A 12,660-nucleotide genomic window follows, 5' to 3' on the forward strand; every position below is an offset into this window, starting at 1 on the left:
ACGCATGAGCACCACCGTCTACGGTCTGAAGAACTGCGATACCTGCAAGAAGGCGACCAAGTGGCTGGACCGCTTCGGCGTGCCGTACACCTTCGTCGACTACCGCGACAACAAGCCCAGCCCGGAAACGCTGCTGGAATGGGCCGCCCAGCTGGGTGGCCTGGCGGCGATGGTCAACAGGTCCTCCACCACCTGGCGGCAGTTGCCGGACAACCGCAAGGCCGCCGATTCGGAAGCGGAGTGGAAGCTGCTGCTGCGCGAATACCCGCAGCTGATCAAGCGCCCGCTGGTGGTGACTGCCGACGGCAAGGTCAGCCAGGGTTTCAGCGACAACGGCTTCAAGGCGCGCTTCGGCGTGGGCGGCGCGTGAGCGCCGTCCTCGACCTGGCCTGCGATCTGATTGCACGGCCGTCGGTGACCCCGGACGATGCCGGTTGCCAGCTGCTGATCGGTGAACGTCTGCAGGCGGCCGGTTTCACCTGCGAGCACCTGCGGCTGGGCGAGGTCGACAACCTGTGGGCCACTCACGGCAGCGGCGCACCGGTGCTGGTCCTGCTGGGCCACACCGACGTGGTGCCGCCGGGCCCGCGCGAGGCATGGCAGAGCGATCCGTTCGCACCGCAGATCCGCGATGGCGTGCTGTACGGTCGTGGTACCGCGGACATGAAGGGCAGCGTGGCTGCGTTCGTGGTCGCTGCCGAACAGTTCGTTGCGGCCCATCCGCAGCACACCGGCACGCTGGCGGTGCTGTTGACCAGTGACGAAGAAGGCGATGCCATCGACGGCGTGCGCCATGTCGCGCGGCTGTTCGCCGAGCGCGGCCAGCGCATCGACTGGTGCATCACCGGCGAGCCGTCGTCCACCGCCACGCTGGGTGACCTGCTGCGCGTGGGACGGCGTGGCAGCCTGTCGGCCAAGCTGCGCGTGCAGGGTGTGCAGGGCCACGTGGCCTACCCGGACAAGGCGCGCAACCCCATCCATCTTGCCGCGCCGATGCTGGCCGAACTGAGCGCACGGCGCTGGGACGAGGGCTATGAGAGCTTCCCGGCGACCAGCCTGCAGATCTCCAACATCCATGCCGGTACCGGCGCCAACAACGTGATTCCCGGTGAGCTGGAGGTGGATTTCAACATCCGCTACAACCCGCATTGGGATGCAGCGAAGCTGGAAGCGGAGATCACCACGCTGCTGGACCGTCATGGCCTGCAGTACACGCTGAAGTGGCACCGCAGCGGCGAACCGTTCTACACGCCCGAAGGGACGTTGCGCGCAGCGGCGCGCGCCGTGTTGGCTGAGCACACCGGTCGCGCGCCGGAAGAGAGCACCGGTGGTGGCACCTCCGATGCGCGCTTCATCGCACCCCTGGGTGCGCAGTGCATCGAAGTCGGCCCGGTCAACGCAAGCATCCACCAGGTGGATGAAAACGTGCGCGTGGACGAGCTGGAAGCGCTGCCGGGGCTGTACCAGCGACTGGTTGAACGCCTGCTGGTGTAGCGCTCGTCCAGCAGGTTGCTGTGGATACGCCGGGCATCGCCCGGCGCTATTCCGAGAACTGGAAGAACGGCGGTTTGATCGCTTCGCGCCAGTACGACTCGTCGGCCATGTAGAAGTCCTGCGCGTGTGCCTTGGCGAACCACGCCGCCGCGGCATCTACGTTTTTCTGCAGGCCATCGCCGCCGCGACCGAGAGCCAGTCCGGCCAGATACTGGCCATACACGTTGCCCTGCGCAGCGGCACGCTCATACCAGCGCAGCGCTTCGGTTTTGTCCTGCACCACGCCGATGCCGGCCTCGTACAGCGTGCCCAGGTCCACCTGCGCTTCGGCATCGCCGCGCGCGGCGCGGCGCTGGATGCGCGCGATCACCGGGTTCGGTGAGGCATCAGCGCTGAGCGGAGTGCCGGGTTTCGCGGACCCGCTGGTGGCATCGCGCAACGGCTGCAGCTTGTACAACTGACGCAGGTAGACCGCGCGGCGCAGGCGCCAGCGCAGTGCGCCCTCCATGTCGCCACGTCGCTCATACCACGTCTCCAGATCGCTCATCGCATACGGCGAGCCGTGATAGGCAGCGCGGTGGTACCAGCGGTAGGCCTTGCGCGCGGAGGGTTTCAGCACCACCGCGTCGGGCTTCTGCGGGGTATCAGCACTGTCCAGCCGGCCGCGTTCCAGGATCGTGCCCAGCTGTTCCTCGGCGCTTGTGGTGCGATGGGTGCGCGGCGAGGTGGCAGCGGCGCGCGCGTACCAGTCCAGCGCGCGCACGTCGTTGCGGTACTGGTACAGCTTGGCCATGCGCAACGCCGAATCGAACTGGCCATCGGCAGCTGCGGCCAGGGCGTCGCGTTCGCTGTCATCGACCGGGCGGGTGGGCGTGGTCGCACAGCCGGCCAGGGCGATCAGGGCCAGGAGGGGCAGCAGGCGACGGCAGCAAGGGTTCATCCATGAATTCCGGAAAGCGGGCAGGGAATTATCGGGGTCGCTACCGGCGTGGCCGCTGAATCGGTTGCCATCGCAACTGTTGCGCCGCGCCGGAAACCCGGTTACGGTCGGATCCATGTCGCTCCGCCTGGCCACCGCCGTCAACAACAGCAACCGCAATAATCTGCGCGCGAATAATCGTGCGCGGCCGATGCGGGACTGCGCCCTGGGTAGATAGACAGCAACATACGCCCGGACACCAGAAAACCCGCATCGGCCGATGCGGGTTTTTTTGTGCCCGGGCGCAGCCCCACCCGGGCCTGGATGGCCGGTCGAACACCTTCCCCCCGTGTACTTCCCCACAACAGGAGTTCCACCCATGTGTTCGATCTTCGGTATTTTCGGCCTGCAGGCCGGTGACGATCTTCCTTCCCTGCGCCGCCATGCGCTGGAGCTGTCGCAGCGCCAGCGCCATCGCGGCCCGGACTGGAGCGGCGTGTACCTGGACGAAGGCGCGCTGCTGGTTCACGAGCGCCTGGCCATCGTCGATCCGGCCGGCGGCTCGCAGCCGCTGCTGTCCGCAGACGGGCAGCTGGCGCTGGCGGTCAACGGCGAGATCTACAACCACCAGCAGCTCAAGGCCGGCCTCGCCGAAGCCTATGCCTTCCAGACCGGCTCGGACTGCGAGGTGATCAACGCGCTGTACCGTCAGGGCGGATCGCCCGCGCAGTGGCTGGAACAGCTCAACGGCATCTTCGCCTTTGCCCTGTGGGACCGTGCAGCCGGCCGTGTGCTGGTGGCGCGCGATCCGGTCGGCGTGGTGCCGCTGTACTGGGGCCATGATGCGCAGGGGCGGCTGCGCGTAGCTTCTGAAATGAAGGCGCTGGTCGATACCTGCGCCGACGTTGCCCAGTTCCCGCCGGGCCATTACTACGACAGTGCCAGCGGCGAACTGGTGCGCTACTACCAGCAGCCGTGGCGCGAGTACGACGAGGTGCAGGGCCGCCAGGCCGATCTCGCCGAGCTGCGCCAGGCCTTTGAACATGCGGTGGAACGCCAGTTGATGAGTGACGTGCCGTATGGCGTGCTGCTGTCGGGCGGGCTGGATTCGTCGCTGGTTGCCGCCGTGGCAGCACGTTATGCGCGGCGTCGCATCGAAGATGGCGGCCAGAGCGAAGCCTGGTGGCCGCGCCTGCATTCGTTCGCCATCGGCCTGAAGGGTTCGCCGGATCTGGCGGCTGCTGCGGTCGCCGCCGAAGCGCTGGGCACCGTGCACCACGGCTTCGAATACACCTTCGAGGAAGGTCTGGATGTGTTGCCGGAGGTGATCCGCCACATTGAAACCTACGACGTCACCACCATCCGCGCCTCCACGCCGATGTTCCTGCTGGCGCGCCGGATCAAGGCGATGGGCGTGAAAATGGTGCTGTCCGGCGAAGGCAGCGATGAGATCTTCGGCGGCTATCTGTACTTCCACAAGGCACCGGACGCGCGCGAATTCCACCAGGAACTGGTGCGCAAGCTCGACGCCCTGCACAACTACGATTGCCTGCGCGCCAACAAGTCGATGATGGCCTGGGGCGTGGAGCCGCGCGTGCCGTTCCTGGACCGCGAGTTCCTCGACGTGGCCATGCGTTTCGATGCCGCGCACAAGATGGTCGGTGCCGGCTTCGGTGGTCGCCGCATCGAGAAGGCAGTGCTGCGCGAGGCCTTCGAGGGCTACCTGCCGGACAGCATCCTGTGGCGGCAGAAGGAGCAGTTCAGCGATGGTGTCGGCTACGGTTGGATCGACGGCCTGAAGGCGCACGCCGAAGCACAGGTCAGCGACCGCGTACTGGCCGCCGCCGACAAGCGCTTCCCGCACAACCCGCCGCAGACCAAGGAGGCGTACTACTACCGCCACCTGTTCGAGCAGTTCTTCCCCAGTCATGCGGCGGCTGAAACCGTGCCGGGCGGGAAGTCGATCGCCTGTTCCTCGCCGGCAGCCATTGCCTGGGACGCCAGCTTCGCCGCAGCCGCCGATCCGTCGGGCCGCGCCATCGCCGGCGTGCACGAGCAGGCTCTGGCCTGACCGGCAGTGCCCGGTCGCCTGACAACGGTAGCGCCGGGCCATGCCCGGCGAGCGCACAGCGCCGGAGCAGGCAAGGACGTATCATCGGCGCCCTGCACATTGGGGAATGTTCATGGACGTACAGACCGGAGGTCCCGTGCGGCCGACGAAGTGGGCGTGGCGTTACCTGGTCTGGGCCGGCGTGCCGCTGCTGGTCGGCCTGCTGCTGGCCCGCTATGCCGGGCCCGGGCTGCCGACGGTGGCCAGCAAGGCCGAAGCCGTGGTCGGCAGCGATTGGGCGCATCACCTGGCCTCGCCGCTGGGCCTGTTCCTGCTGCAGCTGCTGGTGCTGTTGCTGGTCGCCAAGGGCGCGGGCGCACTATTGAAGCGTTTCGGCCAGCCGGCCGTGATCGGCGAGATGGCCGCTGGCCTGATGATGGGGCCGCTGTTGCTGGGCAGTCTGCTGCCACAGGTGCACGGCGCGCTGTTCCCGGCCACTTCGCTGGGGCCGCTGGGCATGCTCAGCCAGCTGGGCGTGCTGATGTTCCTGCTGGTGGCCGGCGCCGAACTGGATCTGGGTGCGCTGCGTGGGCGTCGTCGATTCGCCTTCACCGTCAGCCACGCGGGCATCGCGGTGCCGTTCGTGCTCGGCGTGGCCCTGGCCATCTGGCTGTACCCGCAGCATGGGCCGCAAGGTGTGAGCTTTACCGCGTTCGCGCTGTTCGTCGGCATCTCGATGAGCATCACCGCCTTCCCGGTGCTGCTGCGCATCCTCGCTGATCGCGGCATCACCCACACATCGCTGGGGCAGACCGCCATTGCCTGCGCGGCGTTGGGCGATGCGACCGCGTGGTGTCTGCTGGCGCTGATCGTGGCGGCTGCGCAGGCCACTGGCTGGCTGCCGGCCAGCCTGAACCTGCTGTGCGTGGTGGCGTTCATCGCGCTGATGCTGGGGCTGGTGAAGCCGTGGTTTGCCCGCCAGACCATCGCGCCGGGTCGCGAAGGACGCTGGCTGCTGGGCATCCTGCTGCTGTCATTGGCCAGTGCGTTGGTTACCGAAGTGCTCGGCATCCACGCGCTGTTCGGCGCGTTCGCTGCGGGTGTGGCGGTGTCGTCCAATGCGCAGCTGCGGCAGCTGCTGGTGGCCAGGGTCGAACCGTTCGCGGTGACCCTGCTGCTGCCGCTGTTCTTCGCCATGACCGGCCTGCGCATGCGTGCCGACGCGCTGCGCAGCAGCGACATCCTGCTGTGCGTGGTGGTGATCGCAGTGGCCACGGTGGGCAAGCTGCTGGGCACCTGGAGTGCGGCGCGCAGCACCGGCATGGCCTCGCGCGAAGCGTGGCGACTGGGGGCGCTGATGAACACCCGCGGGTTGATGGAGCTGATCGTGCTCAACCTGGGCTACGAGCTGGGCCTGCTGGGCGACCGCCTGTTCTCGGTGCTGGTGATCATGGCGCTGGTGACCACCGCAATGACCGGGCCGCTGTTGAACCTGATCGAGCGCCGCAGGGCCTGACCCGGTCGCGCCGGGCGGGCATTTTGTAGAGCCGAGCCCATGCTCGGCTCCGCACCAGAAGCAGCCGAGCATGGGCTCGGCTCTACAGCGTGCAGCGCACCCTCGGGCATGTGGGTGCCGCCGTCAGTGCACCGGTACCAGCGTCATCGTGTGCTGTGCCTTGCCGGGCAGGAACGGGGTGGGGCGACCATGCACCCAATCCTCATGGCCCGCGCCCCAGTAAGGCGACAGCGGATGGCCGCTCTGCCCACCCGGCATGTGCACGATGCCGTCGGCCTCGTGGCCGGGCGAGACCACCATCCGCTGCGAGGCACCGAAGGTCGGCGTCTGTACACGCGGCATATCACGGTCGCCGGGCAGCGGATCGGCCGGCATGCACAACCAGCGGCTGGCGAAGGCGGGCAGGGCGCGCGCGACCGGATGGCAGATCGCTGCGGTATTGCGCTCGCCCCAGCTGCGGTGTGCCAGCGGCCCCTGCGTGGACAGCTCCGCTTCGGTGCGACGTGCAGCGTCGGCCAGCAGCGCATCCCAGCTGGTGTACGCGGGCGGCAGCAGGTTGGCGGGTCGCTGTTCCAGCATCGGCCAGGCGACACCTTCCAGCTGCGCCAGACGTGGTGCCAGGAAGTCCTCGCCCAGCTGCGCCCGGGCCGGTGCCAGCAGCGCATCGTTCAGCGTGTCGAGCACCTGTGTACGGAACTCGCGCACCACCCGGTAGCTGGTCGAATTGATCGCGGCGCGCCCGTCCCAATGGCGGCTGACCGTGCCCAACCGCTTCAGTGCCGGATCGTCGCTGTGCTCGATCACCTCCTGCAGCAGCACCCACCAGCGCTGCAGGAACACTGCGCGGTCGTCCAGCTGGATTGCCAGCAGGTCGTGTTCGTCGAAGCGCTCCTGTGTGGCCAGCAGATCACGGATCTGCCGTCCGCGTGCACCGAGGTCGTAGCCGCCGTTGCCGACGGTGGCCAAGGTCGCCTCGTCCACCACGCGGCTGTTGGCGGTCCACAGCCGATGCGCGGGTGGATCGATCAGGCTCGGCGCGGCGTCGCTGCGGATCGGCCAGGGTGCGCAGCCTGGGTTGGCCTGATTGTCATTGAAGCCCAGTGGCGCGCAGCTCGGGCCACGGTCAGGTCGCGCGCCGACCAGGCGCCACGCGATGCGCCCGCTGCGGTCGCCGATGAGCAGGTTCTGTGCGGGAATGCCGGCGTGGTCGGCAATCTGCAGGGCCTGGTCCAGATCGGCGGCGCGTGCCATGTCGGCGAAGTCCATGCGCACCGCGCCCGGCAACTGCGCGACCCAGCGCAGGGCGTCACCGCTGCCATCGGCGTGGGTGTGCAGGATCGGCCCCCACGCGGTTTCGCGTACCGGGAATTGCACGTCGGTGCCGCCGGCCACGACGATCCGTTCCTCATGCACGGTCACCGTGGCGTCGGCGGGCTCGCTGCGGAAGTCGGCGGTGTCGATGTAGCTGTTGGTGAAACCCCAGGCCACGTGGCCGTTGCTGCCGACAATCACCGCCGGCACGCCCGGCAGCGAGAACCCGCTGACGTCGACCTGGCCACCTGCGGCCTGCGGATCGGGGTAGCGCAGGCGCACACGGAACCACAGGCTGGGGGCGCGCAGGCCCAGGTGCATGTCGTCGGCGACGATCGCACGGCCATCGGTGGTCAGCGCGCCGGCAACGGCGAAATTGTTGCTGCCGACCGCGTCGGCATCTTCCGCAGCCTGGCCGGTCGAGGCCTTCAGCGTGCGCAGGTCCAGCTGGTTGGCATCGGGCAGGGGGGCGTTGCCGCGGGGAGCGCCGGCCAGCGGCGCGTCCCATTCGCTGCCGTCATGCGCCAGCAGGGCATACAGGGCCGGCGGCACCACCGCGCGGATGCGCTGCAGGGCCAGTTCGGACTGGTTGCTGGGATCCTGCAGGTCCGCGTACATGGCCAGGCCTGCCAGCACGCTGTCGCTGGCCTGCCACGGTTGCGGCGCCTGCCGCAGCAGCAGGTAGGCCCATGGCCGCACCGCCAGGCTGCCCAGGCCCTGGTTGACCCCGTCCACATAGGCGCGCACGGCCGCAGGGTCGCTGCCCAGCGCATCCTGCAGATGGGCCTCGGTGCGCGCACGCAGGCGGTGTACGCGCATGCGCTTGTCGGCCTCGATCGCCTTCGCCCCGAACAGCGCGGACAGTTCACCGGCGGCACTGCGCCGCATCAGGTCCATTTCGAAATAACGTTCCTGCGCGTGAATACGGCCGAGCGCCCGCAGCGCATCGGCCTTGTTGCCGGCGGTGATGGTGACCACCCCCAGCGCATCGCGCTCCACGGTGACCTTGCCGGCCAGCCCGGGCAAAGGGCGCTCGCCGTCCAGCTCGGCCAAGCTGCCGCGCAGCAGCAACCACAGGACCAGCACCGCGAGCAGCACGATCGCGACCAACGCACCCAGAATCCACCGCCACGTACGACGCATTGCAGGTCCTTCCCGAGCATGTCGGCCGATTGTAGCCGCAGGCGCAACTGCGACTGATTCCGATTAGATCACCGTATTTCCAGATGGGGCACCATGGGCGCCATCGATTCACAGGAGCTCCCCCCATGAAAGGCAACCCGGACGTCATCGCCTGCCTGAAGGAACTGCTGCGCGGCGAACTCGCCGCCCGCGACCAGTACTTCATCCACTCCCGCCGCTACGAGGACCAGGGCCTGTTCGCGCTGTACGAACGCCTGAACCACGAGATGGAAGAAGAGACCCAGCATGCCGACGCGCTGCTGCGCCGGATCCTGTTCCTGGGCGGCGACCCGGACATGCGCCCGCATGCCACCGAGCCGGGCAAGACCGTGGAGGAGATGCTGCGCAAGGACCTGGACACCGAATACGCCGTTCGCAACAACCTCGCCGCCGGCATGAAGCTGTGCGAGGAGAAGGGCGACTACGTGAGCCGCGACATGCTGCTGGCGCAGTTGAAGGACACCGAGGAAGACCACGCGTGGTGGCTGGAGCAGCAGTTGGGCCTGATCAAGCGCATCGGCCTGGAGCTGTACCAGCTGAGCAAGATCGACGGCAGCGGCGCCCCGGCGCACTGATCCAGTACCGCCTTTGTAGAGCCGAGCCATGCTCGATTGCTTTCCGGTAGAGCCGACCGCTGGTCGGCTGCTGTACCTGATGTAGAGCCAAGCCATGCTTGGCTGCATTCCGCGGAAGCACAACGTCCCGTCGCCCGCCAGCACCGGAGCACCGCCAGCCAGCCTTCGCCAGCCAGCTGCTCCACCGCCCGCCAGCCGACAAACAAAAAAGCCGGGGAATGCCCCGGCTTTTTTGTGTCTGGCGTCCGGGGTCGGATCCGTTTTCGAAGAAAACGGCTCTGACCCCATCGGGTGAGGCGTGCCAACCAAGGTTGGCATCTACCAGAGGCGTTGCCTGGGATCGGAGCCCTTTCCGTTGAAAGGAATCCGACCCCGCGCCTCATTCGACCGACAGCCCTTCGACCTTCTGCCAGCCACGCGGCAGCAGGTGGCCGCGGGTGGCGCGGGCGCCCAGATAGGCCTCGAGCTCGTTGAACTTCAGGCCCATCGTGCGCTGGCCACTGCGCACCTGCAGGGTCTGCCCCGGGCTGATCGCCACGATCGCAACCACGCGTTCGGTGGCGAGCTTGGCCTTGGGGATCTCGATGATCTTGTTGCCCTTGCCCTTGTCCAGTTCCGGCAGGTCGCTGGCGGCGATCGCCAGCAGGTTGCCCGAGCTGGTCACCGCGACGATGCGGTCGGTGGCGACGTTGGCCACCACCGACGGCGACAGCACCGACGAGCCCGCCGACAGGTTCAGCATCGCCTTGCCGGCCTTGTTGCGGCCGATCAGGTTCTCGAAGCGGGTGACGAAACCATAGCCGTGGGTCGAGGCCAGCACGAAGCGGGTATCCGGTTCGGCGCTGGCCAGGGTCACGAAGCTGGTGCCCGCGGCCGGCGAGAAGCGGCCGGTCAGCGGTTCACCGTTGCCGCGTGCCGAGGGCAGGGTATGCACCGGCGTGGAGTAGGCGCGGCCTTCGCTGTCGAGGAACGCGACCTGCTGGGTGCTGCGTGCACGCACCGCGCCCTGCAGGGCATCGCCATCGCGGTAGGACAGGGTCGAGGCGTCGATGTCGTGGCCCTTGGCGGCGCGGATCCAGCCCTTCTCGGACATCACCACCGTCATCGGCTCGCTCGGCACCAGCTCGGTCTCGTCGATGGCCTGCGCCGCCTGGCGCTGCACCAGCGGCGAACGGCGCTCGTCACCGAACTTCTTGGCATCGGCCTGCAGCTCGTCGCGGATCAGCTTCTTCAGCTTGGCCTTGCTGTCGAGGATGCTCAGGATCTTGTCGCGCTCCTTGGCCAGCTCGTCCTGCTCGCCACGGATCTTCATCTCTTCCAGGCGGGCCAGCTGCTTCAGCTTGGTTTCCAGGATGTACTCGGCCTGGTCTTCGGACAGGCCGAAGCGCGCGATCAGCGCCGCCTTCGGTTCGTCCTCGGTACGGATGATGTGGATCACCTCGTCCAGGTTGAGGAACGCCACCAGCAGGCCTTCCAACAGGTGCAGGCGGCGCTCGACCTTCTGCAGGCGGTGCTGCAGGCGGCGGGTGACGGTGCTGCTGCGGAATGCCAGCCATTCGCTCAGCAGCGTCTTCAGGTTCTTCACCTGCGGACGGCCGTCCAGCCCGATCACGTTGAGGTTGACGCGGTAGCTGCGCTCCATGTCCGTGGTCGCGAACAGGTGGCCCATCAGCTGCTCGGCGTCGACGCGGTTCGAGCGCGGCACCAGCACCACGCGCACCGGGTTGGCGTGGTCGGATTCATCACGGATGTCTTCCAGCCATGGCAGCTTCTTTGCACGCATCTGCGCGGCGATCTGCTCGATCACCTTCGACGGCGACACCTGGAACGGCAACGCGGTGACCACCACGTTGTGGGTTTCCTTGATGTAGGTCGCACGCGCACGCACGCTGCCGTTGCCGGTCTCGTACATGTTCCGCAGGTCGTTGGCCGGGGTGATGATCTCAGCGTTGGACGGGTAGTCGGGGCCCTTCACGTGCTCGCACAGGTCGCGCACGCTGGCATCCGGATCGTCCAGCAGGTGCAGCAGCGCGCTGACGATCTCGTTGAGGTTGTGCGGCGGCACATCGGTGGCCATGCCCACGGCGATGCCGGTGGTGCCGTTCAGCAGCAGATGCGGCAGGCGTGCCGGCATCCAGGTAGGTTCCTGCAGGGTGCCGTCGAAGTTCGGTGCCCAGTCGGTGGTGCCCTGGCCCAGTTCGCCCAGCAGCACTTCGGCGATCGGGGTCAGCTTGGATTCGGTGTAACGCATCGCCGCGAACGACTTCGGGTCGTCGCTGGAACCGAAGTTGCCCTGGCCTTCGATCAGCGGATAGCGGTACGAGAACGGCTGCGCCATCAGCACCAGCGCCTCGTAGCACGCGCTGTCGCCATGCGGGTGGTACTTACCGATGACGTCACCGACGGTGCGCGCGGACTTCTTCGGCTTGGACGCGGCATTCAGGCCCAGCTCGCTCATCGAATAGATGATGCGGCGCTGCACCGGCTTCAGGCCGTCGCCGAGGAACGGCAGGGCGCGATCCAGGACCACGTACATCGAGTAGTCGAGGTAGGCGCGTTCGGCGTATTCGCGCAGCGGCAGTTGTTCGAAACCGTGGAACACGGGGCGGGCAAGATCGGTCATGCGGCGTTGTTACCTATGTCGGGAGGCGGTGACGGCGGTCGCCGCTCTCAATCCAGTGATTATCCGGATGCGGCGGGGGATGCCAAGCCGCGTGCAGGATCCAGGCCCGGTTCCAGGCCGTGGCCGGCCCGTGCCAGGTAGCGTCCGGGCGGCAACCCGAAGTGTCGCCGGAACACGGTGACGAAGGCGCTGGCACTGCTGAAGCCCAGTGCGTGGGCGATGTCGGCCACGCTGCGACCCTCGCTGAGCTGCCGCAGCGCCTCGGCCAGCCGCGCCTGCTGACGCCACTGGGCGAAGCTCAGGGTAGTCTCGTCGCGGAAATGGCGGGTCAGGCTGCGCGGCGACAAGCCGGCCCAATGCGCCCACTGCGCCAGGCCGCGCTCGTCGGCCGGGTCGGCCAGCAGCTGTGAGGCGATCTTCAGCAGGCGCCGGTCACGCGGCATCGGCAGATGCATGCGCTGGCGCGGCGCGGTGCGGATCTCGTCCAGCAGCACGTTGATGATGTGCTGCCGTTCGGTGGTGCTTTCGTAGTCCTGCGGCCAGTCGCAGATGCGTTCAGCTACCGCCTGCGCCAGCCGTGAGATGCCCAGTACACAGGGATCGGCAGGCAGTTCGGCGCACAGCGGTGCGGCCAGCACCATGCCCCAGCCGCGCAGGGGTCCATCGATGTGGACCGTATGCGGTTCGGCCGGTGGCATCCAGCCCGCCGAGCCCGGCGCCAGCGACCAGGTGCCATGCGAGGTGCGGGTGGTCAGCAGGCCGCGTTCAACGCAGATCAGCTGCGCGCGGACGTGGTGATGCCAGTCCACTTCGCGGGCCAGCCCCTGCGGGCTGTCGAAGCGGAAGGCGATGACCGGCGGGCCGTCATTGCGCTCGAACCAGTCCAGCGCTTCTTCACGCAGCAGGGTGGCAGGTCCGGGTTCGCCCGCCTTCACGTGGGCTGGGGGTGGCTTGAATGTGACATTCATTGGCTTGATTGTACTACCGGGC

The 12,660-nt window shown here is 67.7% G+C and carries 9 protein-coding genes; 5 read left to right on the forward strand and 4 right to left on the reverse strand.

What is annotated here, in order from left to right:
• The first annotated feature begins 4 nt into the window (after nt 1–4).
• Nucleotides 5–370 (forward strand): arsenate reductase, encoded by a 366-nt coding sequence (locus H3005_RS02915; protein WP_025877641.1) that lies wholly within the window; start codon nt 5–7, stop codon nt 368–370.
• Nucleotides 367–1,494 (forward strand): succinyl-diaminopimelate desuccinylase, encoded by a 1,128-nt coding sequence (gene dapE / locus H3005_RS02920; RefSeq protein ID WP_100552024.1) that lies wholly within the window; start codon nt 367–369, stop codon nt 1,492–1,494. The genes H3005_RS02915 and dapE overlap by 4 nt, the downstream gene beginning before the upstream one ends.
• 46 nt (nt 1,495–1,540) lie before the next feature.
• Here dapE and H3005_RS02925 read toward each other — a convergent pair whose 3' ends face one another.
• Nucleotides 1,541–2,434, reverse strand: coding sequence for a tetratricopeptide repeat protein (locus H3005_RS02925; protein ID WP_191077541.1), 894 nt, complete (start codon nt 2,432–2,434; stop codon nt 1,541–1,543).
• Between the two features lie 358 nt (nt 2,435–2,792).
• Between H3005_RS02925 and asnB the strand changes: the two genes are divergently transcribed.
• Nucleotides 2,793–4,484 carry an asparagine synthase B gene (gene asnB, locus H3005_RS02930; RefSeq protein WP_191077542.1) on the forward strand — a complete coding sequence of 564 codons (1,692 nt, stop codon included), beginning with the start codon at nt 2,793–2,795 and terminating at the stop codon, nt 4,482–4,484.
• A gap of 106 nt (nt 4,485–4,590) precedes the next feature.
• Nucleotides 4,591–5,979 (forward strand): cation:proton antiporter, encoded by a 1,389-nt coding sequence (locus tag H3005_RS02935; RefSeq protein ID WP_100552027.1) that lies wholly within the window; start codon nt 4,591–4,593, stop codon nt 5,977–5,979.
• Nucleotides 5,980–6,102: 123 nt separating this feature from the next.
• Here the strand turns inward: H3005_RS02935 and H3005_RS02940 are convergent, their stop codons facing one another.
• On the reverse strand, nt 6,103–8,433 hold the full coding sequence (locus tag H3005_RS02940; protein WP_100552028.1) for a penicillin acylase family protein: 2,331 nt from the start codon (nt 8,431–8,433) through the stop codon (nt 6,103–6,105).
• Nucleotides 8,434–8,558: 125 nt separating this feature from the next.
• Here H3005_RS02940 and bfr point away from each other — a divergent pair, with 125 nt between their 5' ends.
• Entirely contained in the window at nt 8,559–9,047 is a 489-nt protein-coding gene (gene bfr / locus H3005_RS02945; RefSeq protein ID WP_025877631.1) for a bacterioferritin, read from the forward strand.
• Nucleotides 9,048–9,426: 379 nt separating this feature from the next.
• Here bfr and parC read toward each other — a convergent pair whose 3' ends face one another.
• Together parC and H3005_RS02955 are read right to left on the reverse strand one after the other, a co-directional pair.
• Nucleotides 9,427–11,670, reverse strand: a complete 2,244-nt coding sequence (parC, locus tag H3005_RS02950; protein ID WP_191077543.1) for a DNA topoisomerase IV subunit A — start codon at nt 11,668–11,670, stop codon at nt 9,427–9,429.
• Between the two features lie 59 nt (nt 11,671–11,729).
• Nucleotides 11,730–12,638, reverse strand: a complete 909-nt coding sequence (locus H3005_RS02955; RefSeq protein ID WP_089239882.1) for a helix-turn-helix transcriptional regulator — start codon at nt 12,636–12,638, stop codon at nt 11,730–11,732.
• Nucleotides 12,639–12,660: the final 22 nt, after the last annotated feature.

This window comes from Stenotrophomonas sp. Br8, from assembly GCF_014763005.1.
Taxonomy (GTDB): domain Bacteria; phylum Pseudomonadota; class Gammaproteobacteria; order Xanthomonadales; family Xanthomonadaceae; genus Stenotrophomonas; species Stenotrophomonas lactitubi.

Excerpts from the sequence above, each read along its gene's own strand:
- H3005_RS02955 (WP_089239882.1), bottom strand. The coding sequence starts at position 12,638 with ATGAATGTCACATTCAAGCCACCCCCAGCCCACGTGAAGGCGGGCGAA.
- parC (WP_191077543.1), bottom strand. The coding sequence starts at position 11,670 with ATGACCGATCTTGCCCGCCCCGTGTTCCACGGTTTCGAACAACTGCCG.
- asnB (WP_191077542.1), top strand. The coding sequence starts at position 2,793 with ATGTGTTCGATCTTCGGTATTTTCGGCCTGCAGGCCGGTGACGATCTT.
- H3005_RS02935 (WP_100552027.1), top strand. The coding sequence starts at position 4,591 with ATGTTCATGGACGTACAGACCGGAGGTCCCGTGCGGCCGACGAAGTGG.
- bfr (WP_025877631.1), top strand. The coding sequence starts at position 8,559 with ATGAAAGGCAACCCGGACGTCATCGCCTGCCTGAAGGAACTGCTGCGC.
- H3005_RS02925 (WP_191077541.1), bottom strand. The coding sequence starts at position 2,434 with ATGAACCCTTGCTGCCGTCGCCTGCTGCCCCTCCTGGCCCTGATCGCC.
- H3005_RS02915 (WP_025877641.1), top strand. The coding sequence starts at position 5 with ATGAGCACCACCGTCTACGGTCTGAAGAACTGCGATACCTGCAAGAAG.
- H3005_RS02940 (WP_100552028.1), bottom strand. The coding sequence starts at position 8,433 with ATGCGTCGTACGTGGCGGTGGATTCTGGGTGCGTTGGTCGCGATCGTG.